Source organism: Acidocella sp. C78 (assembly GCF_907164655.1).
The window spans coordinates 61,008-83,100 of record NZ_CAJQZK010000073.1; the positions used below are offsets into that span (position 1 = coordinate 61,008).

General features: G+C 70.5%; 19 protein-coding genes and 2 pseudogenes. 12 read left to right on the top strand and 9 right to left on the bottom strand.

The window, feature by feature from the left end; genetic code table 11:
* Positions 1-37: 37 nt before the first annotated feature.
* Entirely contained in the window at positions 38-1,216 is a 1,179-nt protein-coding gene (rnd, locus tag ACIDOCELLA78_RS90485; protein WP_201728944.1) for a ribonuclease D, read from the top strand.
* On the opposite strand, the gene ACIDOCELLA78_RS90490 is transcribed toward rnd, so the two are convergent.
* From ACIDOCELLA78_RS90490 to ACIDOCELLA78_RS90505, 4 genes are read right to left on the bottom strand one after another with little or no spacing between them, the layout of a single operon-like run.
* Positions 1,217-1,990, bottom strand: a complete 774-nt coding sequence (locus ACIDOCELLA78_RS90490; protein ID WP_201728945.1) for a metal ABC transporter permease — start codon at positions 1,988-1,990, stop codon at positions 1,217-1,219.
* 1 nt (position 1,991) lies between these two features.
* Entirely contained in the window at positions 1,992-2,840 is an 849-nt protein-coding gene (locus ACIDOCELLA78_RS90495; RefSeq protein ID WP_201728946.1) for a metal ABC transporter permease, read from the bottom strand.
* A gap of 9 nt (positions 2,841-2,849) precedes the next feature.
* Positions 2,850-3,695 carry a metal ABC transporter ATP-binding protein gene (locus ACIDOCELLA78_RS90500; protein ID WP_201728947.1) on the bottom strand — a complete coding sequence of 282 codons (846 nt, stop codon included), beginning with the start codon at positions 3,693-3,695 and terminating at the stop codon, positions 2,850-2,852.
* Positions 3,692-4,597, bottom strand: a complete 906-nt coding sequence (locus ACIDOCELLA78_RS90505; RefSeq protein WP_201728948.1) for a metal ABC transporter solute-binding protein, Zn/Mn family — start codon at positions 4,595-4,597, stop codon at positions 3,692-3,694. Before ACIDOCELLA78_RS90505 ends, ACIDOCELLA78_RS90500 begins: the two co-directional genes overlap by 4 nt.
* Before the next feature lie 143 nt (positions 4,598-4,740).
* Here ACIDOCELLA78_RS90505 and ACIDOCELLA78_RS90510 point away from each other — a divergent pair, with 143 nt between their 5' ends.
* Positions 4,741-4,971 (top strand): tautomerase family protein, encoded by a 231-nt coding sequence (locus ACIDOCELLA78_RS90510; RefSeq protein WP_201728949.1) that lies wholly within the window; start codon positions 4,741-4,743, stop codon positions 4,969-4,971.
* Positions 4,968-5,507 carry a DUF4232 domain-containing protein gene (locus tag ACIDOCELLA78_RS90515; RefSeq protein ID WP_201728950.1) on the top strand — a complete coding sequence of 180 codons (540 nt, stop codon included), beginning with the start codon at positions 4,968-4,970 and terminating at the stop codon, positions 5,505-5,507. The genes ACIDOCELLA78_RS90510 and ACIDOCELLA78_RS90515 overlap by 4 nt, the downstream gene beginning before the upstream one ends.
* Here ACIDOCELLA78_RS90515 and ACIDOCELLA78_RS90520 read toward each other — a convergent pair.
* The 3 genes and pseudogenes from ACIDOCELLA78_RS90520 to epmA form a co-directional block, all read right to left on the bottom strand.
* Positions 5,476-6,749: pseudogene (locus ACIDOCELLA78_RS90520) on the bottom strand (glycerate kinase). The gene ACIDOCELLA78_RS90515 and the pseudogene ACIDOCELLA78_RS90520 overlap by 32 nt on opposite strands.
* A 164-nt stretch (positions 6,750-6,913) precedes the next feature.
* On the bottom strand, positions 6,914-7,234 hold the full coding sequence (locus tag ACIDOCELLA78_RS90525; protein WP_249676009.1) for a hypothetical protein: 321 nt from the start codon (positions 7,232-7,234) through the stop codon (positions 6,914-6,916).
* A gap of 76 nt (positions 7,235-7,310) precedes the next feature.
* Complete coding sequence (gene epmA / locus ACIDOCELLA78_RS90530) at positions 7,311-8,300, bottom strand: EF-P lysine aminoacylase EpmA (protein ID WP_201728951.1); 990 nt, start codon at positions 8,298-8,300, stop codon at positions 7,311-7,313.
* 23 nt (positions 8,301-8,323) lie between these two features.
* Here epmA and ACIDOCELLA78_RS90535 point away from each other — a divergent pair, with 23 nt between their 5' ends.
* The 5 genes and pseudogenes from ACIDOCELLA78_RS90535 (at position 8,324) to ACIDOCELLA78_RS90555 (ending at position 14,169) form a co-directional block, all read left to right on the top strand.
* Positions 8,324-9,301: a lysine-2,3-aminomutase-like protein gene (locus ACIDOCELLA78_RS90535; RefSeq protein ID WP_201728952.1), complete on the top strand. Its 978-nt coding sequence runs from the start codon at positions 8,324-8,326 to the stop codon at positions 9,299-9,301.
* Positions 9,302-9,313: 12 nt separating this feature from the next.
* Positions 9,314-9,763: a type II 3-dehydroquinate dehydratase gene (gene aroQ / locus ACIDOCELLA78_RS90540; protein WP_201728953.1), complete on the top strand. Its 450-nt coding sequence runs from the start codon at positions 9,314-9,316 to the stop codon at positions 9,761-9,763.
* The gene (gene accB / locus ACIDOCELLA78_RS90545) at positions 9,760-10,257 is read left to right on the top strand and encodes an acetyl-CoA carboxylase biotin carboxyl carrier protein (protein WP_201728954.1); all 498 of its coding nucleotides are present in this window, start codon (positions 9,760-9,762) and stop codon (positions 10,255-10,257) included. Before aroQ ends, accB begins: the two co-directional genes overlap by 4 nt.
* A 13-nt stretch (positions 10,258-10,270) precedes the next feature.
* Positions 10,271-11,609, top strand: a pseudogene (gene accC, locus ACIDOCELLA78_RS90550) (acetyl-CoA carboxylase biotin carboxylase subunit).
* A gap of 241 nt (positions 11,610-11,850) precedes the next feature.
* Positions 11,851-14,169, top strand: coding sequence for a bifunctional diguanylate cyclase/phosphodiesterase (locus tag ACIDOCELLA78_RS90555; protein ID WP_201728955.1), 2,319 nt, complete (start codon positions 11,851-11,853; stop codon positions 14,167-14,169).
* 85 nt (positions 14,170-14,254) lie between these two features.
* On the opposite strand, the gene yghU is transcribed toward ACIDOCELLA78_RS90555, so the two are convergent.
* Positions 14,255-15,130 carry a glutathione-dependent disulfide-bond oxidoreductase gene (yghU, locus tag ACIDOCELLA78_RS90560; RefSeq protein WP_201728963.1) on the bottom strand — a complete coding sequence of 292 codons (876 nt, stop codon included), beginning with the start codon at positions 15,128-15,130 and terminating at the stop codon, positions 14,255-14,257.
* 153 nt (positions 15,131-15,283) lie between these two features.
* The gene (locus ACIDOCELLA78_RS90565) at positions 15,284-16,834 is read right to left on the bottom strand and encodes a globin-coupled sensor protein (protein ID WP_201728956.1); all 1,551 of its coding nucleotides are present in this window, start codon (positions 16,832-16,834) and stop codon (positions 15,284-15,286) included.
* Positions 16,835-17,079: 245 nt separating this feature from the next.
* On the opposite strand from ACIDOCELLA78_RS90565, the gene ACIDOCELLA78_RS90570 reads away from it, so the two are divergent.
* The 4 genes from ACIDOCELLA78_RS90570 to ACIDOCELLA78_RS90585 all read left to right on the top strand — a co-directional run bounded on the left by ACIDOCELLA78_RS90570 (position 17,080) and on the right by ACIDOCELLA78_RS90585 (position 21,949).
* Positions 17,080-17,889, top strand: coding sequence for a DeoR/GlpR family DNA-binding transcription regulator (locus tag ACIDOCELLA78_RS90570; protein ID WP_201728957.1), 810 nt, complete (start codon positions 17,080-17,082; stop codon positions 17,887-17,889).
* Between the two features lie 129 nt (positions 17,890-18,018).
* Entirely contained in the window at positions 18,019-19,557 is a 1,539-nt protein-coding gene (gene glpD / locus ACIDOCELLA78_RS90575) for a glycerol-3-phosphate dehydrogenase (RefSeq protein WP_201728958.1), read from the top strand.
* Between the two features lie 132 nt (positions 19,558-19,689).
* Positions 19,690-21,189: a glycerol kinase GlpK gene (glpK, locus tag ACIDOCELLA78_RS90580; protein ID WP_214006284.1), complete on the top strand. Its 1,500-nt coding sequence runs from the start codon at positions 19,690-19,692 to the stop codon at positions 21,187-21,189.
* 34 nt (positions 21,190-21,223) lie between these two features.
* Positions 21,224-21,949, top strand: a complete 726-nt coding sequence (locus tag ACIDOCELLA78_RS90585; protein ID WP_201728959.1) for an MIP/aquaporin family protein — start codon at positions 21,224-21,226, stop codon at positions 21,947-21,949.
* The last annotated feature ends 144 nt before the right edge of the window (positions 21,950-22,093 follow it).

Here is a 22,093-nt window from a genome sequence, read left to right on the forward strand (position 1 = left end):
CTTTCCTGTCAAGACGTTGCGTGTCAGTTGATCGCGCATGAAACCGACCCCGAGCTTTCCCGAACCCGTGCTGATCGAGACCACCGAGGCCCTCGCCGCCCTCTGCGCGCGGCTGGCGTCCGAGCCCTTCGTCACCGTCGATACCGAGTTCATGCGGGAAAAGACCTATTTTCCCGAGCTTTGCGTGGTCCAGCTCGGCGGGGCGAACGATGTCGCGGTGATCGACGCCGAGGCCGAGGGGCTCGACCTCGCCCCCCTCGGCGCGCTGTTCGCCAATCCGGGCGTGATCAAGGTGTTCCACGCCTGCCGGCAGGACATCGAGATTTTCCTGCTGAAATTCGGCGCCGTCCCCGCCCCGCTGTTCGACACCCAGGTGGCGGCGATGGTCGCCGGCTTCGGCGACCAGGTGGGGTACGACACGCTGGTCTCCTCGCTCGCCGGCGGCCGGATCGACAAGGCGCACCGCTTCTCCGACTGGTCGGCCCGGCCGCTCTCCCGCGCGCAGATCGCCTATGCCGCGGCGGACGTCACCTGGCTGCGCCCGGTCTATGAAGCGCTGCGCGACCGGCTGACGCGCGAGGGAAGGCTCGACTGGGTGGCCGAGGAGGCCGCGGTGCTGGCCGATCCCGCGACCTATCGCACCGAACCCGCGGATGCCTGGCGCCGGCTCAAGCTGCGCGGCGGCAACCGCCGGCAGCTGGCGCTGGTCAAGGCGATCGCCGCCTGGCGCGAGCGCGAGGCGATGCGGGTGAACGTGCCGCGCCAGCGCATCGTGCGCGACGAGCAGATCCCCGAGCTTGCCGCCCTCGCCCCGGCCGATGCCGAGGGGCTGACCCGGGTGCGCGGCATCTCCAGCGGCTTCGCCGGCGGCAAGTCCGGCCGAGCGCTGCTCGAGGTGATCGCGGCGACGAAGGCGATCCCCGATGCCGATCTGCCGGAGGCGCCGCGCGCCGCCGAAACCGCCCGCCCGCCCGCCGGCCTCGTGGCCCTGCTCAAGGTGCTGCTCGCCGAGCGGGCCGGGGCGCACCACGTCGCCGCCCGGCTGATCGCCTCCGGCGACGATATCGACCGCCTCGCCAGCGAGGACGCGCCGGACCTGCCCTGCCTGCACGGCTGGCGCGCCGAGCTGTTCGGCAACGACGCGCTGCGCCTCAAGGGCGGGCGCATCGCGCTGGCCGCGCGCGGCCGGCGGGTCGAGGTCGTCGAGCTGCCCTGATCACAGCAGCGCCCGCCCCAGCGCGTAGCAGCCCGCCCCGCCCAGCCCGGCGAAGCAGCCGACCGGCCAGTTGGTGAGGTAGGACAAGGCGATCGAGCCGGCCATCAGCGCCAGCGCGATCGCCACCGAAGCCGCAAGCGCCACCGCCGGCCGCGCCGAAACCGCCCGCCCGCACGAGGCGGGGCCCACCATCAGCGCGAAGGTCAGCAGCGCGCCCACCACCGGCACGGCGACGGCTGCCGCCAGCGCGATGGCGGCGAGAAAGCCGAACTCCCACGCCGCCGGCCGCGCGCCGCGCGTCGCTGCAAGATCCGGCGCGATCGCGCCGAGCAGCAGCGGGCGGAAGCCGGCCAGCGCCAGCGCCACCGCACCCGCCCCGGCCAGCGCCATCCCGCCGAGCGACGCGCGCGAAACGCCGAGCACCTGGCCGAACAGCAGCGCGTAGACCTGCGCGGCGTAGCGGTCGGTCCAGGAGAGCAGCAGCGCGCCGGTGGCGAGCAGCATCACCAGGGTCAGCGCCGTCGCCACCTCGGGCCGGCCGCGCCGCCCGAGCGCCCAGATCGCGACCACGCCGGCGAGCCCGAACCCCGCCACCCCGGCGGAGGGCGCGATGCCGAGCAGAACCGCCGCCGCCGCCCCCGGAAACGTGCCGAGCGGCAGCGCATGGGCGGCGAAGGAGGCGCCGCGCAGCACCACGAACCAGCCCACCACCCCCGCGGTGATGGCGACGATGAGCCCCGCCGCCCAGGTATCGAGCATGAAGGCGGCAAACATCTCAGCGCCGCATCCGTGCGGCGAGCCCGGCGCCGGCATGGGCGGCGACCACCAGCGCCACCACGAAAAAACTCACCGGCCAGCCATGCCGCCCGCCCCAGCCGAGGCTCCAGCCATAGCTCTCGTACGCAAGGCCGATGCCGCCCCAGCTCGCGCCGACGCCGATCGCCGCCGCCAGCGCCACCGCCCCCGGCAGCGTGCGGGCCGCCCGCAACCCGGCGGCGGCCGGGCCGATCAGCAGCGCGGTGGCCAGCACCGCCCCCACGCTCATCGCCGCCAGCCCCACCGCCAGCGCCAGCACCGCGAGATGCGCGAAGCCGACAAGCCGCACCCTCACCCCCCGGCTCGCCGCCAGATCGGGGTCGACCGCGATCAGCGCCAGCGGCCGCGCCAGCGCCGCCATCGCCGCCAGCGCCGCCACCGCGCACAGCGCGGCTGGCAGCACCATGCCCGGCGGAATCGCGAACATCGAGCCGAACATCACCGTGCTCGCCGCACCGCCGGCGCCGCTCATCGTCGCGTCGAGATACAAAAACAGCGCCGCCAGCCCGAGCCCCGCGCCCAGCACCACGCCGCTGGCGAGGTCCCGCTCGGCGATCCGCCGCCCGCCGGCCAGCGCCATCGCCGCCGCCCCGCCCAGCGCCATCGCCACGAAACCGGCGAGCGGACGGATGCCGAACAGCAGCGCCGCCGCCCCGCCCGCGCCGGAAATGTCGCCCAGCGCGTGCCCGGCGAAGGCCTGGCCGCGCAGCACGGTGAACACGCCGACCACCGCGGCGACCACGGCGGCGGCGAAACTCACCGCCAGCGCCACGCCGACCGGCCCGAGCGCGAACCACCCGGCGCTCATCGCCCGCCCCTACGGAATGCGGACGACATGCATCGCATCCTCGTCATGGTCATGGGAATGATCATGGGCGTGATCATGGGCGTGATCATGGGCATGGCCGTGCGGCGCGCCGCCGGCGGCGACCACCAGCACCCGCCCATGCACGCGCAGCACGTCGATATGCGCGCCATACAGCGCGCTCAGCACCGCGCCGCGCACCACCTCCGCCACCGTGCCGGCCACCGCCCGGCCCTCGGCGACATAGACGATGCGGTCCATCGCCGGCAGCAGCGGGTTCATGTCATGCGCCGACATCAGCACCGCCACCTTCGCCTCGCGGGCGAGGCCGGCGAGCAGTGCAACCACCTCGGCGACGCTGCGCAGGTCGAGGCTGGCCAGCGGCTCGTCGAGCAGCAGCACGTCGGGGCGGCGGATCAGCGCGTGGGCGATCATCACCCGCTGCTGCTGCCCGCCCGACAGATCGCCCACCCTGCGGTCGGCGAAGCCGGCGGCGCCCACCGCGTCGATCATCTCGTCGACCTGGGCGCGGCGGCGTCGCGAGGGCAGCGGAATGCCGGGCCGATGCCCATCGAGCCCGAGCGCGATCACGTCGCGCGCGCGGATGGGCATGAACCGGTCGAGCGCGATGCTCTGCGGCACATAGCCCACCTGCCCGCGCCCGCCGATCGCGACCCGCCCGCCCAGCAGCGGGACGAGGCCGAGAATCGAGCGCAGCAGCGTCGTCTTGCCCGAGCCGTTCGGCCCGATCAGCCCGGCGAAACTCCCCGGCGCGAGGCTGAACCCCACGCCCGACAGCACCGCCCGCCCGGCATGGCCGACCGCCACCCCCTCCAGCGCGAGGGCCGCGCCGCTCATCCCGCCCTCGCGAGCGCGACGGTGGAGGCGCCATGCGCCACCGCCCGCGTCACCGCCGCGGTCTCGGCCAGCATCCAGGAGCCGAAATGGAACCCGGCGGGCATGGTTTCATATAGCGCCACCACCGGCACACGCGCCGCCCGCGCGGCGTCGAGCATCGCGCGCGTCAGCGGGTCGATCACCTGCCGGTTGTAGCCGAGAAACGCCACCTCCCGCCGCCGCAGCAGCCGTTCCTGCGTGGCGATGTCCTGCGGCGCGGGATCGGTGCCGTTCATCACCGCCGCCTGCAAGCTCCAGGGCGTGGCGATCTCGATGCCCATGGCCTGGAACAGATCGTTGCCCACCGGCTCGGTCACCGCCGCGCGGATGCCGGCATGCTGCGCCCGGAACGCGCCGATCGCCGCCCGCCACGGGTCCAGCGCGGCCGCGAACGCGGCGAGGTTGCGCCGATAGGTCGCCGCCCCCGCCGGGTCGATCGCCGCCAGCGCCGCCGCCACCGCCGCGGCCACCGCCGGCATCGCCGCCGGATCGTACCAGACATGCGGGTTGCGCGTCGCATCCGACAGGCCGAGCACCGCCTGCGCCGAAATCACATGCCGCCCCGGCGCGCTGCCCGCCGTGGCGCCGATGATCCGCCGCGCCCAGGAATCGTAGCCAAGCCCGTTGAGCACCACGAGCCGCGCCGTGGCGAGCCGCCGCGCCACCGCCGGGCTCGCCTCGAACCCGTGCGGATCGGCGTTGGGATTGGTCTCGATCGCGGCAACCTCGACCCGCTCGCCGCCGACCGCCGCGATCACGTCGGCATACTGGCTCTCGACGCCGACCGCCGGAATCCGCCCGGCGGCGCGCGCGATCCACGGCGCCGCCACCAGCCCGGCCAGAACCCCCCGCCGTGTCGCCATGCCGTCCGGCCCTCCTGCGCCCTTCGATAAAATGATATGTTATATCATTCCATCGGTCCAGCACCCTCCGCCGCTCCGCCACCCCTGCCCGCGCCGCCCGCGCCGGTGTAGTCTCGCCCCACGCCAGAACAGGAGCCCGCGCCATGCCCCATGTCATCGTCAAGCTCTATGCCGGCCGCAGCCCGGCGCAGAAGCAGCAGATCGCCGAGGCCGTCACCCAGGCCATCATGGCCTCGGCCGGCAGCAGCGAGGCGGCCGTGTCGGTCAGCATCGAGGATGTCGATCCCGAACACTGGACCGAGACGGTCTTCGAGCCCGACATCCGCGCGAAGCCCGACACGCTCTACAAGAAGCCCGGCTACGAGCCGAAGTGAGGGCGGCGGCGGCCGGCTTCGCCCTGCCCCTGCTGGTGGCGGGCTGCGCCCGGCCAGCGGCGGTGACGGCCTGCGCCGGCACGCGGATCGTGGCACGCGCCGATTCCGAAGGCGGCGCGTTCGTTGGCATGTCGCATTCCGGCACGCGTCTCGCGCTGCGCAATCGCGGCCCGGCGCCCTGCACCCTGCCCGGCTTGCCGACGTTGGTATTCCTCGATGCCGCGCATCGCCGCCTGCCGATCACCCGCCGCCCACCGTTCGGGATGCATCCCGGCCCGGTCGTGCTGCCGGTCCGCCTCGCCGCCGGGGCGGTGGCGACGACCGCGCTGCGCTGGGTGGACGGCCCGGTCTACACCCGCAACGCCTGCATGAAGGTCGCCGCCCTGCGCATCGCCTGGCCGGGCGGCGCGGCCACAATCCCCCTCGCCGCGACGATCTGCGGCCCCGAAGGCAAGGCGGCGGGCATCTCCCAGCCCCCGCTCGCCCGCGCCGGAGACAACAGGATCAGCGGATCAGGATCGCCCGGAAATCGTTGACATTGGTGCGGGTCGGCCCGGTCACCACGAGATCGCCGAGCGCGGCGAACAGGCCATACCCGTCATTGTCGGCGAGCCGCGCTGCGGGGTCGATGCCCAGCGCCCGGGCGCGGGCCAGCGTGTCCGGCGCCAGCACCGCACCCGCATTGTCCTCGGTGCCGTCGATCCCGTCGGTATCCCCGGCGATGGCGTGAATGCCCGGCGCGCCGCCGAGCGCGACCGCGAGCCCGGCGAGAAATTCGAGGTTCCGCCCGCCGCGCCCGCCGCCGCGCACCGTCACCGTCGTCTCCCCGCCCGAAATCAGCGCGCAGGGCGGGGCGAGCGGCGCGCCATGCGCGGCACAGCTCCGCGCCATGCCCGCCATCACCGCCGCCACCTCGCGCGCCTCGCCCTCGATCGCATCGCCGAGGATCAGCGGCGTCACCCCTTCCGCCCGCGCGACCGACGCCGCCGCCTCCAGCGAGGCGAAGGGCGTCGCGATCATCACCTCGCGGGCGCGGGCGAAGGCCGCATCGCCGGGCTTCGGCGTCTCCGCCTCCGGCCGCGCCAGCCAGGCGGCGACCGGCGCGGGCACCGCGATCCCGGCGCGGCGCAGAATCTCCCGCGCATCCTCCAGCGTGGTGGCGTCCGGCACCGTCGGCCCCGAGCCGATCACCGAGGGATCGTCGCCCGGCACGTCGGAAATCATCAATGTCACGATCGCCGCCGGCGCCGCCGCCGCGGCCAGCCGCCCGCCCTTGATCGCCGAGAGATGCTTGCGCACGCAGTTCATCGCCTGGATGTTGGCGCCGCTCTTCAGCAGGGCGCGGTTCACCGCCTGCTTGTCGGCCAGCGAAATCCCCGGCGCCGGCAGCGCGAGCAGCGCCGAGGCGCCGCCGGACATCAGCACGAGAACGAGATCGTCGGCGGAAAGCCCCCGCACCATCCCGAGGATGCGCGCCGCCGCCGCCTGCCCGGCTTCATCCGGCACCGGATGCGACGCCTCGACCACCTCGATCCGCCGGAGCGGTTTTTCGGACCCGTGCCCGTAGCGGGTCACCACGAGGCCGGACATCGGCGCCGCCGCCGGCCAGTGCGCCTCGACCGCCTCGGCCATCGCCGCCGCCGCCTTGCCGGCGCCGATCACCACGGTCCGCCCCTTCGGCGCGGCGGCAGATGCGGCGCCACGCGGCGCGAGGGCGAAGCCGCATCCACCGCGGCCGCGAACATCCGCCGCAACAGGTCGAGATCGCCCTCACGCATGCCACCTTCCCCCTTGTCGTTCCGGCCGCGGACCCGCTCCGTCCGATCGAGTGACGCTCTAACCCCGCGGACCGCCCCGGTCCAGCGCGGCCGGCAGCGCCGCGCCGGGGAAAACATTCAGCAATCGTTGCCGCGCAGGGCGAAGGTCTTCACCATCCCGCCCTTCAGCGCGAAGGTGACGGTGCAGTGCCGCGCATACGTCTCGGGCGGGAAGACCGGTCCGTAATAGGGCCGTAATACGGGCCATAGAACCCCGGATAGGGCGCGCCGACCCCCGGCTGGTAGCCATATGACCGCTCGACATAGGCGAAATAGGTCGTGCCATCGACCGTGATCCTGCGGTCCGGCACGCCGAGTGCTGCCACCAGCGCCGATTCGGGCCGTCCGACATAGCCCGACATCCGCTCGGCGAGGCTTGGCCCCACCGCGCAACCCGCGAGCATCAATGCCGCGACCGGCGCGGCCAGAACAAGCGTCCTTCGCATCCTACGCTCCTTGGTTTCCGGGCCTCGGCCCGTTGATGATGTGCAATATCTACAGTGGGTGCGTTTCCCGCTTATATCAGAGCCATAACACATCGGTGATGCGCGGCGCCCCGGCGGCGATCATCGCCAGCCGGTCGAACCCCAGGGCAATCCCCGCGCACTCCGGCATCCGCCCCACCGCCGCCATGAAATCTTCATCGAGCGGCCAGTCCTCGCGGCCGTAAAGCGCGTGCCGCCGCGCCCGGTCGGCCTCGAACCGCGCCCGCTGCTCGGCCGGGTCGGTCAGCTCGGCGAAGGCGTTGGCAAGCTCCATCCCGCACACGTAAAGCTCGAACCGCTCGGCGACGCGCGGGTCATCCGCCCGCCGCCGCGCGAGGGCTGCCAGCGGCGCCGGCCAGCCGGTCAGGACGGTGGGGTGCGTCCGCCCGAGATGCGGCTCGATCCGCCCGAGCATGAGGCGGAAGAACAGGTCCTCCCAGTCCTCGCCGTCGCGCCGCGCCACCCCGGCATCGGCGGCGAGGCGATGAGCATCGCCCACACTCGCCAGCACATCCACGCCGCAATGCCGGTCGAACGCCTCGGCGACGCTCAGCACCTCGATCCTGGCAAGCTCCGTCGTCACCCCCCGGCACGTCACCACCGGCGGCAGCACCGCGCGGAGGAATTGCACCGTCTCCTCGATCAGGGACGACAATCCGGCGCCGGGGCGATACCATTCCAGCATGGTGAATTCCGGCGCATGCGTGTCCGACCCCTCATGGTCGCGCCAGACCCGGGCGAGCTGGAAGATCGGCCCGGCATCGCCGGCGAGCAGCTTCTTCATCGCGAATTCGGGGCTGGTATGCAGCCATTGCCGCGCCGCCGCGCCATCCGGCGCGTGCACCGTGGTCGAAAGGGCGGCGAGATGCACCTCCTCGCCCGGCGCCGGCACCAGATACGGCGTCTCCACTTCCGTGTAGCCGCGCGCGGCGAAGAAGGCGCGCGTCGCCTGCGCGAGCAGCCCGCGCCGCCGCAGGAAGGGCAGCCGGGCGGCGAGGCGGTCGGGATCGAATGCTTGTCTGGCCATGCGCCGCAGGATAGCACCGCCGCATGGCCACTCCCACGCTCCGCACCGCAAACCAGCTGATCGAGGCCGGGCTCGCCCCGCCCGCCGCCCGGGCCGCGCTGGAGGCCGTCGCCGCGCGCTACGCCACCGCGATCCCCGCCCCGCTCGCCGCCCTGATCGGCGATCCCTCCGACCCGATCGGCCTTCAGTTCATCCCCGACCCCGCCGAGCTTGAAACCGCCCCGCACGAGCGCGCCGACCCGATCGGCGACGACGCGCTCTCCCCGGTGCCCGGCATCGTCCACCGCTACCCCGATCGCGCGCTGCTCAAGCCCACCCTCGCCTGCCCGGTCTATTGCCGCTTCTGCTTCCGCCGCGAGCATGTCGGCCCGGAAGGCGGCGTGCTCTCCGAAGCCGAGCTTGAGGCGGCGTTCGCCTGGCTGGAGGGTCACGACGCCGTGCGCGAGGTGATCCTGACCGGCGGCGATCCGCTCATCCTCTCGCCCCGCCGCCTTGGCGCGATCTTCGCCCGGCTGCGCGCGATCCCGCATATCAGCCGGCTGCGGCTGCACACCCGCGTGCCGGTCGCCGACCCGGCGCGGATCACGCCCGCCCTGCTCGCCGCCCTCGATCTCGACCCGCCGCTCTTCCTCGTGCTGCACGCCAACCACGCGCGCGAATTCGGCGCCGAGGCCCGGGCCGCGCTGGCGGCGCTGCGCCGCGCCGGCATCCCGCTGCTCGGCCAGTCGGTGCTGCTGCGCGGCGTCAACGACACGGCGGAGGCGCTGCGCGCCCTGTTCGAGACCATGCTCGGCTGCGGCGTGAAACCCTATTACCTGCACCAGCTCGACCCCGCCCCCGGCACCGCCCGCTTCCATGTGCCGATCGCCGCCGGGCGGGCGCTGATCGCCGCCCTGCGCGGCACGATTTCCGGCCACGCGCTGCCGACCTACATCCTCGATGCGCCCACCGGGAAAACCACGCTCGAACCCTCGCCGGTTTCCCTTTCCGCCGGGCTGTGATAGGCGCGCATCATGCCTGTACCGCTGATCGCCGTGCTGAACGGTCCGAACCTCAACATGCTGGGTCTGCGCGAGCCCGAAATCTACGGCATCCAGACCCTCGACGATCTCGAGGCGCTCTGCGCCGAGGCGGCCGAGGAGCTGGGCCTCGCCATCGATTTCCGCCAGACCAACGGCGAGGGCGAGCTGATCACCTGGGTGCAGGAATGCCGCGGCCGCGCCGCCGGCATCGTCATCAATCCGGCGGGCTACTCGCACACCTCGATCGCGCTGATGGACGCGCTGCACGCGGTCGACCTTCCGGTCATCGAGGTGCATCTGTCCAACATCCACCAGCGCGAGGCGTTCCGCCATCACTCCTACGTGTCGCAGGCCGCGCGCGGCGTGATCTGCGGCCTTGGGTTCACCGGCTACCGGCTGGCGCTTCAGGCGATCGCCGAGATTGTGGAGCAGGAAGCATGAGTCTCTCCTTCGACCCCGAGGTGCTGCGCGCCCTCGCCGCCCTTCTCAAGGATGGCGACCTCGCCGAGATCGAGCTTGAGGAAGGCGACCGCCGGCTGCGCCTCGCCCGCGCCAGCGCGCAGGCGGCGCAGTTCGTCGCCGCCCCGGCCTATCCGGCCCCGCCCTACGCGATGCCGCAAGGAATGGCGCCGGGTATGGCGCCGGGCGCACCGGCACCCGCCGCCGCGGCGCCGGAAGCCGCCCCCGCCGCCGCCAACCATCCCGGCACGGTGAAATCGCCGATGGTCGGCGTCGCCTATCTCTCGGCCGAGCCGGGGGCCGCGCCGTTCATCAGCGTCGGCGCCACGGTCGAGGCCGGGCAGACGCTGCTGCTGATCGAGGCGATGAAGACCTTCAACCAGATCAAGGCGCCGCGCGCCGGCACCGTGAAATCCATCCTCGTCGCCTCCGGCCAGCCGGTCGAATACGACGAGCCGCTGGTCATCGTCGAATAGGCGGCGCGCGTCCGTGTTCTCGAAAATCCTGATCGCCAATCGCGGCGAAATCGCGCTCCGGGTCCAGCGCGCCTGTCGCGAGATGGGCATCGCCACCGTCGCGGTGCATTCCACCGCCGATGCCGATGCGATGCATGTGCGCCTGGCCGATGAAAGTGTCTGCATCGGCCCCGCCCCGGCGCGCGACTCCTATCTCAACATGCCCGCCCTGATCAGTGCCGCGCTGATCACCGGCGCCGAGGCGGTGCATCCCGGCTACGGCTTCCTCTCGGAAAACGCCGATTTCGCCGAGATGGTGGAAGCCCACGGCCTCGCCTTCATCGGCCCCTCGCCCACCCATATCCGCATGATGGGCGACAAGATCACCGCCAAGACGACGATGGCCGATCTCGGCGTGCCGCTCGTCCCCGGCTCGGACGGCGAGGTGCCGGATGTCGAGGCGGCGAAGCGCGTCGCCGCCGAAATAGGCTGTCCGGTGCTGATCAAGGCCGCGGCCGGCGGCGGCGGGCGCGGCATGAAGGTCGCCCGCACGCTCGACGAGGTCGAGGAAGCCTTCCGCACCGCCCGCGCCGAGGCCGGCGCCGCCTTCGGCAACAACGCCGTCTATATCGAGAAATATCTCGACCGGCCGCGCCATGTCGAGCTTCAGGTGATGGGCGACAATCACGGCAGCGTGGTGCATTTCGGCGAGCGCGACTGCTCGCTCCAGCGCCGCCACCAGAAACTGCTCGAAGAGGCCGGCTCGCCCGGCATCACCCGCGAGGAGCGCGACCGCCTGGGCGAGATCGCCACCGCGGCGCTGGCCAGGTTCGGCTACCGCAACGCCGGCACGCTCGAATTCCTCTACCAGGACGGCCAGTTCGCCTTCATCGAGATGAACACCCGCCTGCAGGTCGAGCATCCGGTCACCGAAATGGTCACCGGCGTCGATCTCGTGCGCGAGCAGATCCGCATCGCCGCCGGCGAGCGGCTCGGCTACGGCCAAGCCGATATCCGCTTCAACGGCCACGCCATCGAGTGCCGCATCACCGCCGAAGACCCGAAACCTTCACCCCCTCGCCGGGCAAGGTCGAGGTGTTCCACGCCCCGGCGGGCTCGGCGTGCGGCTCGATTCGGCGCTCTACGCCGGCTACCGCATCCCCCCGCATTATGACAGCCTGGTCGCCAAGCTGATCGTCCATGGCCGCGACCGCGCCGAGGCGATCGCCCGGATGCGCCGCGCGCTCGGCGAATTCGCCCTGTCCGGCATCCGCACCACGATTCCGCTGCACCTGCGCATTCTCGACGATCCCGGCTTTTGCGCCGGCGACTACACGATCCACTGGCTCGAAAACTTCGTCGCCCGCGGCTGACGCGGCCCCCGCGGTCATCGCCGCCGGGCCGGTGCGCGCCCGCGGCGATGAAACTGTTGCGTTACGTTACAATACAGGCCTTCCGCGCGCCCGACGCGCACATAACTGATGATCGCAATTTGCAATCGCGCCCATCTGCCTTAATCTCAAATTCATAATTTTAATTCATAATCGTTACGAATGTCAGAGAAATGAAACTCGCATTTGATTTGTCCACATTTGAGCCAGGCTTGCCGGGGCCATGAAAGCCCCGCGCCACACGCTGCGCGACCTCCCGTCCCAGACCAGGCGGCAGATCGAGATTTCCCTGCTTGACACGCGGGCGGCGCTGGTGCCGCGCATGGTCATCACCGGCGGCACCGTGGCCGCGATCCTCGGCCATGAATTCCGCGACCAGCTGACGCGCGCCCCGCTCATCGCCGCCGGGCTCGGCGGCCTCGCCACCTGCTACATCCTGCTCATCACGGTCGCCGCCCTCTGGTCGCGCCGCGCCGCCGAGCCGCAGCCCTCCGTGTTCAAGGTGCTGTTCTGCGGCCTCGCGCTGCTGATCGGCGTGTTCTGGGCCTGTATCGAAATCGGCGGGCTGCGCCATGCCAGCGGGCCGCAGGAGAGCCTCGTCTACGCCATCATGGTCGGCCTCATCTCCACCGCCGCCTTTTCCGGCCCGGCGCTCTACGCCCTGCTCTACTGGGCGCCGGTCACCGCCGGTGCCGCCATCGCGCTGATCACGAGCACGGCGCATCCCTCCGCGACCGCCCTTGTCGGCCTCGGCAGCTACGCCCTGCTGACCTTCACCACCATCCTCTATGTCAACGCCAACACGATGGAGCGCGAATTCCGCCGGCTGGAAGCGGAACGCCAGAGCGAGGTGATCAACCTCCTGCTGCGCGATTTCGAGGAAGGGGCGAGCGATTTCCTCTGGGAGACCGACGCGGCGCTCACCCTGCTCCGCCCCTCCTTGCGCTTCGCCGAGGCCGCGCGCACCACGCCGGAGGCGCTCGCCGGCCAGTCGCTGGTGCGCTTTCTCGTCGAGCATGGCCGGACCGACCCCGAGCAGACCTGCGCCCCGGCGATCGGCAACCTCCTCTACCGCATCGGCCGGCGCGAAACCTTCAACGAAAAGAGCGCGCCGCTGTTCTTCGCCGGCGAGGAGCGCTGCTGGTCCTTCGCCGGCAAGCCGGTTTTCGACCGCGAGGGCGGGTTCGTCGGCTATCGCGGCGTCGGCTCCGATGTCACCGCCCACCGCAACGCCGAACGGCGCATCGCCCATATCGCCCGGCACGACAGCCTGACCGGCCTCGGCAACCGCATAGGGTTCGACGAGGGGCTGCACGCGGCCTGCGCCAACCCGGTCGGCGTCGGCACCGGGCTGATCTGCCTCGATCTCGACCATTTCAAGTCGGTGAACGACCGCTTCGGCCACAAGGCGGGCGACGAGCTGCTCCAGGCCGCCGCCGGCCGGCTGCTCGCCTGCGTCCGCAGCCACGACCGCTGCTTCCGCCTCGGCGGCGACGAATTCGCCATCCTGCTGCCCGACGCCACCACCGCCGATGTCGAGGCGGTGACGCGGCGCATCATCGACCGCCTGGCCGATCCGTTCCGCCTCGCCGACATCACGGTGGCGATCGGCTGCTGCGCCGGCATCGCGATGATCACGCGCGCCGGAATCCAGCCCGAGGACGTTCTCCACGCGGCGGATCTCGCCCTCTACCGCGCCAAGGCGAGCGGCCGCGGCGCCGTCCGCATGTTCGACCCCGAGAACGACCGGCAGACCACCCGCCTGCGCCAGCTCGATGCCTCGCTGGTCAACGAGTTCGAGCGGCAGAGCTTCTTCCTCCAGTTCCAGCCCATCATCCGGCTCGAAAGCGGCGCGGTCACCACCGTCGAGGCGCTGGTCCGCTGGCGACACCCGCAATTCGGCATCCTGCCGCCGGACCAGTTCATCCCCGCCTCCGAGCACAACGGCACCATCATCCGCATCGGCGCCTATGTGATCGACGCCGCCTGCGCCTTCGCCGCCACCCTGCCCGAGCAGGTCACCGTCGCGATCAACCTCTCCCCGGTCCAGCTGCACGACCCGCTGCTGCTCGAACGGATCGGCAATGCCCTGGCGCGTCACGCGCTCGCCCGCGGGCGCATCGAGTTCGAACTGACCGAAACCGCGATCCTCGATGTCTCGCCGGCCACCCGCGACATTCTGGACGCCATCCGGGCGCTGGGCTGCCGCCTCGCGCTCGACGATTTCGGCGCCGGCTATTCCTCGATCGCGACGCTCTATTACTTCCGCTTCGACCGTCTGAAGATCGACCGCGCGCTGATCCGCGACGCGCTCGACGATGCCCGCCGCCGCAGCATCCTGCTGCATGTCGGGCGCATGGCGCACGATGTCGACCTCACCCTCACCGCCGAGGGTCTGGAAACCGAGGCCGACCGCGCCCGGCTGGTCGAACTGGGCTTCGATGAGGGCCAGGGCGCGCTGTTTTCAATGCCGATGGATGGCGAGGCGCTGCACGCCTGGCTGCGCCCGCACATCGTCCGCCCCGCCTCCGGCGCCGCCTGAGCGGCAGAGGCGGCGCGCACCGCCACCCGAACCACCACCCTGAAGTCCGGGTGGCAATCCGGGCGGCAAGCGCGCGCCGGCGGAGTCAGCCCTGCGGGACCAGCTTGTCCTGCGTCTTCGTGTCGAAATCGCTGGCGTCGTGGCGCTCGTGCAGCTGTTCGCTCGGCTCGCCGAACACGCGGTTGACCATGCGCCCGCGGCGAACGGCAGGGCGCTCCCAGATCTGGTCGGCCCAGCGCAGCACGTTGCGGTATTCATGCACCTGGAGGAACTCGGCGGCGTTGTAGAGCCAGCCCTTCACCAGCCCGCCATACCACGGAAACACCGCGATATCGGCGATCGTGTACTCCTTGCCGCCGAGATACTCGCTCTCGGCCAGCCTGCGGTCGAGCACATCGAGCTGCCGCTTGGTTTCCATCGCGAAGCGGTTGATCGGATATTCGAACTTCTCCGGCGCATAGGTGTAGAAATGGCCGAACCCGCCGCCGAGATACGGCGCGCTGCCCATCTGCCAGAACAGCCACGAGAAGCACTCCGCCCGCGCATCGGTATCGAGGGGCAGGAATTCGCCGAATTTTTCCGCGAGATACACAAGGATCGAGCCGGATTCGAACACCCGGCGCGGCTCCGCGCCGCTGCGGTCGACCAGGGCGGGGATCTTCGAATTGGGGTTGGCGGCGACGAAGCCGCTGCCGAACTGGTGACCCTCGTTGATGCGGATCAGCCAGGCGTCGTATTCGGCGCCCGCATGGCCGCGCGCGAGCAGCTCTTCCAGCATGACGGTGACTTTCACCCCGTTGGGCGTCGCCAGCGAATACAGCTGGAGCGGATGACGGCCGACCGGCAGCTCCTTCTCATGGGTGGGGCCGGCGATCGGGCGGTTGATACTGGCGAAATGACCGCCGCTGGGCTGTTCCCACGTCCAGATTTTCGGGGGCGTGTAGCCGGAGTCGCTCGTCATCGTGTTCATCTCTCCACTGTTTCAGGACCCGGCGCCGCGGCGAGGCCGCACCCCGCATCGAAGGCGCACCGGCGGAACATAGGGCGCGGCGCGCGGTTTTTCAGGCCCCGATCGCTTCGGCGGCCCGATTATGGAGCGATTGATATGAAATTTTCAGGCGGGGATGGGAAGCCGCCGCGCCCGGGGCTTTCGGGCGGCCGGCGCCACCGGCGCTTCCACCGCCGCCGGCATCGCGAAGCCATCCTCCCTTGTGTGGAATCCCGCCGCGCGGCCGGCGAGCCGGGCGGTTTCATCCTTGAGCGACACGGTGGCGGCCGCCGTCTGCTCCACCATCGCGGCATTCTGCTGCACCGCCTGGTTCATCTGCCCGGCGGCGGCATTCACCTCCGACAGGCTGCGCGCCTGGCGCGCCGCGGAGTCGGAGATTTCGGTGATGAGCCGGTCGAGCGCGATCACGTTTTCGGTGATCATCTCCAGCGCCGTCCCGGTCTCGCCGACGAGGCGAACCCCCTCGCCCACCTGCTTGGACGACCGGGCGATGAGCTGCTTGATCGATTTCGCCGCGTCCGCCGAGCGATGGGCGAGCGCGCGCACCTCGGACGCGACGACGGCGAAGCCGCGCCCGGCATCGCCGGCGCGCGCCGCCTCGACCCCCGCATTCAGCGCCAGCAGGTTGGTCTGGAACGCCACCTCGTCGATCAGCCCGATGATCTGGTCGATCTCGCGGGATGACGCCTCGATCTGCCGCATCGCCGCGACGGCATCGCCCACGATCACGCGGGACTTGTCGGCCGCGCCATTCGCCGATTGCGCGGCCTCGTTCGCGCGGGCGGCGTTTTCCGCCGTCTGCTTCACGCCGTTGGTGATCTCGTTGAGCGCGGCGGTGGTCTGTTCGAGCGTCGCCGCCTGCTGCTCGGTGCGGCGGGCGAGATCCTCGGCGGCGCGGGCAATCTCGTCCACCCCGCCATTGATCTCGCCGGTGCTGCGCTTCACCCCGCCGAAGCTTTCGTCGAGCCTGGCCAGCGCGTCGTTGAAATCGTCGGCCAGGCGCGCATACTGGTCCGGCAGCGTCTCGGTCATGCGATAGGAGAGGTCGCCGGCGGCGAGCGCGGCGAGCGCGCTGCCCAGCGCGCCCATCACCGCCTCGCTGGTCGCGGCGGCCTTTTCCTCCACCGCCCGGCGCCGCGTGTCGAGCGCATCGAGATAGACCGCGATGGCGAGGTCCATGTCGAGGAAAGTGGCCTTGATCAGCGCGCCGAGATCCGCCGCCGGGTCGGCGGCCCGCGCGGTGCGGCGGCCGAACAGCCCGGCCGGCTTCGCCGTCCGCGCCTCCAGCACACCGGCGACGATACGTTCGAGGATCAGCGCATACCCCGCGATATACCAGCGCGGCTCAAGCCCGATCCGGGCATGCACCTCGCCCACCCGCGTCACCGCATCCACATAGTCGTCATCGAACAACGCGTCGGCGATGCGGGTCCAGTGGCCGTTCTGCCGGGTCTGCGCGGTATCGATCGAGGCTTGGCCGGAAAAGAACGCGCTCGCCTCCGGACTCCGCGCCAGCCGCTCGTAGAAATCGGCGAGCGCGCCGGAAACCGCCCCCGCCAGAACCGGCTTCAGCGTCCGCAGACGCTCCCTGACCCGCTCATCGAGCCCGATGAATTCCAGTCTCTGCGCGATAGCCTGGCGGCTGTTGCTGGTCATGACCGGCTCGTCCTCAAACTTATTACACAAATTCAAGAATTATCATATAACTATTAAATTCGCGCTAACACAGCGGAACGAACGCCATGATCGCGCAGCCTGCCCATCCCACCTTGCGGGATGGCAGAGACGAAGTGCCGCGAACTTGCTATCCAGAGACGGCGATACGGATGGAGGCTGGAGCAGGGCATGGCACGAACCACGAACACGCGGGCGGTGTGGCAGGCGCGCGGAGGGCGGGGCTGATGGATGGATCATCCTCGCCGCGCACGGCGAACCGCCGGCAGGCCGAGATCATGAGCCTCCTGCAGGAGGCCGGGCGCGTCTCGGTCGAGGATCTGGCGACGCGCTTCGGCGTCACCCCGCAAACGATCCGGCGCGATCTCAACGAATTGTGCGAGGTCCATCGCCTCACCCGCGTGCACGGCGGCGCGATGATCGCCTCCAGCGTCGCCAATCTCGCCTATGACGCGCGCAAGCTGGTCGCCCAGCCGGTCAAGCAGCTGATCGGCGAGGCGGCGGCCCGCCTGATCCCCGACAATTCCTCCCTGCTGATCAATATCGGCACCACCACCGAAGAGGTCGCCCGCGCCCTCGCCCAGCACAGCGGCCTGCTGGTCATCACCAACAACCTGCACGTCGCCGCCGAGCTCTACCGCTCGCCCGGCGTCGAGCTGATCATGGCCGGCGGCACCATGCGCCGCGCCGATGGCGGCATCGTCGGCGCCACCACGGTCGAGCAGATCCGCCAGTTCCGCGCCGATTTCGCCGTGATCGGCACCTCCGCGATCGACCGCGACGGCACGCTCCTCGATTTCGACAGCCGCGAGGTCCAGGTCTCCCGCGCCATCATCGAATGCGCCCGGCGGGTGATGCTGGTCGCCGACAGCAGCAAGTTCAACCGCTCCGCCCCGGTCCGCATCGCCCATCTGAAGGATGTCGACATCCTCGTGACCGACCGGCTGCGCACGCCCGAAAGCCGCGAGCTGTGCGAGCGCCTCGGCACCGAGGTGGTGGAAACCGCCGGCGAGGAAGAGAGCGACGTCGCCGACTGATCCCGCCCGATTTCGCTTTCATTTTCGCTTTTCTATTCGTTTTGAGTATTGACCCCCGATTTTTGTTCGTATTAATGTTCGCTTCAACAAGCGAGCAGCGACGAAACGCAAACGCGGGAGGTTTGGCTGATGGCGTCCGCACCGGACACTTCAGAGATCCACGATATCGCGATCATCGGCGGCGGCATCAACGGATGCGGCATCGCCCGTGACGCGGCGGGGCGAGGCTGGTCGGTCTTTCTCTGCGAGGCCGGCGATCTCGGCGGCGCCACCTCGGCGGCTTCCACCAAGCTGATCCACGGCGGCCTGCGCTATCTCGAATACTACGAGTTCCGCCTGGTGCGCGAAGCGCTGATGGAGCGCGAGGTGCTCTGGGGCATCGCGCCGCACATCATCTGGCCGCTGCGCTTCGTGCTGCCGCATCACAAGGGCCTCCGCCCGGCCTGGATGCTGCGCCTCGGCCTGTTCATCTACGATCATCTCGGCGGCCGGAAAAAACTGCCGCCCACCCGCACCCTGCGGCTGCGGCGCGATCCGGCGGGCCAGCCGCTCGATGTTCGTTTTGTCCGTGGATACGAATATTCCGATTGCTGGGTCGAAGATTCCCGCCTCGTCGTGCTCAATGCGCGCGACGCGGCGGATCGCGGCGCCGAAATCGCCCCGCGCACCCGCTGCGTCAGCGGCGCGCGCGAGGACGGTCTCTGGACCCTCACCCTCACCGACGAGCGCGGCGAAACCCGCAAGGTCCGCGCCCGCGCCCTGGTCAACGCCGCCGGCCCCTGGGTGGCCGAGGTGCTGCAACAGGTGCTGCGCGCCAACAGCCCCGCCGCGGTCCGCGCCGTGCAGGGCAGCCACATCGTCGTCCGGCGGCTCTACGAGGGCGAGCATTGCTACATCTTCCAGAACGAGGACGGGCGGATCTTCTTCGTCATCCCCTATGAGCGCGACTTCACCCTGATCGGCACCACCGACCGCGACTATCACGGCGACCCCGCGGCGGTGCGCGCCTCGGCGGAGGAAATCGCCTATCTCTGCGACTCCGCCAGCGCCTATTTCGCGAAGCCGATCACCCCGGCGGATGTCGTCTGGGCCTATTCCGGCGTCCGCCCGCTCTATGACGACGGCGCCTCGAAAGCCCAGGCCGCCACGCGCGACTACGTGCTGGAAATGGACGCCCCGTCCGATGGCCCGGCCCTGCTCTCGGTCTTCGGCGGCAAGATCACCACCTATCGCCGCCTCGCCGAATCGGTGCTCGACCGTCTCGCCCCGCATTTGCCCGCAGCACGCGGCGCGGCGAAGGGCTGGACCGGCCAGGCCGCCCTGCCCGGCGGCGATTTCCCGCCCGAGGGCTACGCCGCCGAGGTCGCGTCCCTGCGGCGCGACTATCCCTTCCTCGCCGCGCGCCTCGCCGCCCGGCTGGTCCGCGCCTACGGCACCCGCGCCCGCGCCCTGCTCGGCGCCGCGGCGCGGATGGAGGATCTCGGCCGCGGCTTCGGCGCCGACCTCACCGAAGCCGAGCTGCGCTACCTGCACGACCACGAATTCGCCCGCACCGCGGACGACGTCGTCTGGCACCGCAGCAAGCTCGGCCTGCATCTCTCCCACGAGGAGATCGCGGCGATCGAGCGCTTCATGCAGTCACTCGCCACGGCGGACGCGCACGGATGACGCGCGCCGTCACCCCATCTGACCGGAAACGGGGCCGCGCGCACCCGCAGCCCGCACTTCGCGGGCCGGAACCGTCGCATCCTCTATCCGGAGGTTAGTCTGGTTCATCAACAGCCACAGGGAGGAACAATAATGTCGCGTTATGTAGGAGCCATAGACCAGGGCACGACAAGCTCGCGCTTCATCGTGTTCGACAAGGGAGGGAACATCGTCTCCGTCGCCCAGAAGGAACACCGGCAGATCTATCCGAAGCCGGGCTGGGTCGAGCACGATCCCATGGAAATCCTGTCCAACACCAACGAGGTCATCGGCGCCGCCCTCGCCCGCGCCAACCTCACCGCCGCCGACCTCGCCGCCGTCGGCATCACCAACCAGCGCGAGACCACGGTGGTGTGGGACCGCAAGACCGGCCAGCCGCTCTGCAACGCGCTGGTCTGGATGGACACCCGCACCGACCAGCTGGTGCAGCACTTCACCCGCGATGGCGGGCAGGACCGCTTCCGCGCGAAAACCGGCCTGCCGCTGGCCACCTATTTCGCCGGGCTGAAACTGCGCTGGATTCTCGACAACGTCGAAGGCGCGAAAGCCAAGGCCGAGGCCGGCGACGCGCTGTTCGGCACCGTCGATTCCTGGCTCACCTGGAATCTCACCGGCGGGGCGAATGGCGGGCATCACGTCACCGACGTCACCAACGCCAGCCGCACCATGCTGATCGACCTCGCGACCTGCGCCTGGGACGATGACATGCTGAACGCCTTCGGCATCCCCCGCGCCTGCCTGCCGAACATCGTGCCCTCCTCCGCCGTCTATGGCGAAATCCGCACCGCTCCGCTGCAAGGCACCAAACTCGCCGGCATGCTGGGCGACCAGCAGGCCGCCCTGGTCGGGCAGACCTGCTTCGCCCCCGGCGAGGCCAAGAACACCTATGGCACCGGCTCGTTCCTGCTGATGAACACCGGCACCGAACCGGTGCAGTCCAAGGCCGGGCTGCTGACCACGCTCGCCTACCAGTTCGGCGACGAGACGCCGCGCTACGCGCTGGAAGGGGCCATCGCGATTACCGGCGCGCTGGTGCAGTGGCTGCGCGACAACCTGAAACTGTTCGACGTCGCCCCGCAGATCGAGCCGCTCGCCCGCAGCGTCGAGGACAATGGCGATGTCTATATCGTCCCCGCCTTCTCCGGCCTCTACGCGCCCTACTGGAAAGACGACGCCCGCGGCGTCATCGCCGGGCTGACGCGCTACGCCACCCGCGCCCATCTGGCCCGCGCCGCCCTCGAATCCACCGCCTATCAGGTGCGCGACGTGGTCGAGGCGATGCAGGAGGATTCCGGCATCCGGCTGGCGACGCTGAAGACCGATGGCGGCATGGTCGCCAACGAATTGCTGATGCAGTTCCAGGCCGACATCCTGAACGCCCCGGTGGTCCGCCCGAAAATGACCGAAACCACGGCGTTGGGTGCCGCCTACGCCGCCGGTCTCGCGGTCGGCTACTGGGCCAACCTCGAAGACCTGCGCGCCAACTGGGGCGTGGACAAGACCTGGGAACCGGCGATGGCCGCCGAAACCCGCGACAAATACTATCGCTCCTGGAAGAAGGCGGTCCAGCGCTCCTTCGCCTGGGTTGACTGATCACACAGCCAATCGAACCACAAGAGAAACAGAAATGTCCATTTTCACGGGTGAATTCCTCGGCACCGCGACGCTGATCCTGTTCGGCGACGGTGTGGTGGCGGGTGTCCTGCTCAACCATTCCAAGGCGCAGAATTCCGGCTGGATGGTGATCACCACCGGCTGGGCCTTCGCGGTGCTCGCGGGCGTGTTCGTCGCCAAGGCCTGCGGCAGTCCCGCGGCCTATATCAACCCCGCCTTCGCGATCGGCATCGCCGTCGATCACGGCAACTGGACCGGCATTCCACAAGCCATCGCCGGCGACTTCCTCGGCGCCTTCGCCGGCGGCGTTCTCGTCTTCCTGCAATACCTGCCGCACTGGAAGGAAACCCCCGATCAGGGGCTGAAACTCGCCGTGTTCTGCACCGCGCCGGCGATCCGCAACACCATGACCAACCTGATCAGCGAAATCATCGGCACCTTCGCGCTCACCTTCATCATCGGCGCGATCTTCTCCAAGGCCGCCGCACCGCACGGCATTTCCGACGGCATGGGCCCCTATCTGGTGGCGGCCCTGGTCTGGGGCATCGGCCTGTCGCTGGGCGGGACCACCGGCTACGCGATCAACCCGGCGCGCGATCTCGGGCCGCGCATCGCCCACGCGCTGCTGCCGATCCCGGGCAAAGGCGGGTCGGACTGGGGCTATGCCGCCATTCCGGTGGTCGGCCCGGTGATCGGCGCCGCCCTCGCCGGCGTCGCGATGGCCGCCTTCCATATGTAACCGACTGCCGCCGGATGCGCGGGCGCAGCCGACGGCGCCCGCGCCGCAAGAGCGAAAGCCCCTGTTCGCCGCACCGGCGGCGGCACCTCCCGCCCGGACCATTCGTCCGGGCGTTTTTTTGCGGCCGGACGAGGATTGCCGGGC

Excerpts from the sequence above, each read along its gene's own strand:
- rnd (WP_201728944.1), top strand. The coding sequence starts at position 38 with ATGAAACCGACCCCGAGCTTTCCCGAACCCGTGCTGATCGAGACCACC.
- ACIDOCELLA78_RS90490 (WP_201728945.1), bottom strand. The coding sequence starts at position 1,990 with ATGTTTGCCGCCTTCATGCTCGATACCTGGGCGGCGGGGCTCATCGTC.
- ACIDOCELLA78_RS90495 (WP_201728946.1), bottom strand. The coding sequence starts at position 2,840 with ATGAGCGCCGGGTGGTTCGCGCTCGGGCCGGTCGGCGTGGCGCTGGCG.
- ACIDOCELLA78_RS90500 (WP_201728947.1), bottom strand. The coding sequence starts at position 3,695 with ATGAGCGGCGCGGCCCTCGCGCTGGAGGGGGTGGCGGTCGGCCATGCC.
- ACIDOCELLA78_RS90505 (WP_201728948.1), bottom strand. The coding sequence starts at position 4,597 with ATGGCGACACGGCGGGGGGTTCTGGCCGGGCTGGTGGCGGCGCCGTGG.
- ACIDOCELLA78_RS90510 (WP_201728949.1), top strand. The coding sequence starts at position 4,741 with ATGCCCCATGTCATCGTCAAGCTCTATGCCGGCCGCAGCCCGGCGCAG.
- ACIDOCELLA78_RS90525 (WP_249676009.1), bottom strand. The coding sequence starts at position 7,234 with ATGCGAAGGACGCTTGTTCTGGCCGCGCCGGTCGCGGCATTGATGCTC.
- epmA (WP_201728951.1), bottom strand. The coding sequence starts at position 8,300 with ATGGCCAGACAAGCATTCGATCCCGACCGCCTCGCCGCCCGGCTGCCC.
- ACIDOCELLA78_RS90535 (WP_201728952.1), top strand. The coding sequence starts at position 8,324 with ATGGCCACTCCCACGCTCCGCACCGCAAACCAGCTGATCGAGGCCGGG.
- aroQ (WP_201728953.1), top strand. The coding sequence starts at position 9,314 with ATGCCTGTACCGCTGATCGCCGTGCTGAACGGTCCGAACCTCAACATG.
- accB (WP_201728954.1), top strand. The coding sequence starts at position 9,760 with ATGAGTCTCTCCTTCGACCCCGAGGTGCTGCGCGCCCTCGCCGCCCTT.
- ACIDOCELLA78_RS90555 (WP_201728955.1), top strand. The coding sequence starts at position 11,851 with ATGAAAGCCCCGCGCCACACGCTGCGCGACCTCCCGTCCCAGACCAGG.
- yghU (WP_201728963.1), bottom strand. The coding sequence starts at position 15,130 with ATGACGAGCGACTCCGGCTACACGCCCCCGAAAATCTGGACGTGGGAA.
- ACIDOCELLA78_RS90565 (WP_201728956.1), bottom strand. The coding sequence starts at position 16,834 with ATGACCAGCAACAGCCGCCAGGCTATCGCGCAGAGACTGGAATTCATC.
- ACIDOCELLA78_RS90570 (WP_201728957.1), top strand. The coding sequence starts at position 17,080 with ATGGATGGATCATCCTCGCCGCGCACGGCGAACCGCCGGCAGGCCGAG.
- glpD (WP_201728958.1), top strand. The coding sequence starts at position 18,019 with ATGGCGTCCGCACCGGACACTTCAGAGATCCACGATATCGCGATCATC.
- glpK (WP_214006284.1), top strand. The coding sequence starts at position 19,690 with ATGTCGCGTTATGTAGGAGCCATAGACCAGGGCACGACAAGCTCGCGC.
- ACIDOCELLA78_RS90585 (WP_201728959.1), top strand. The coding sequence starts at position 21,224 with ATGTCCATTTTCACGGGTGAATTCCTCGGCACCGCGACGCTGATCCTG.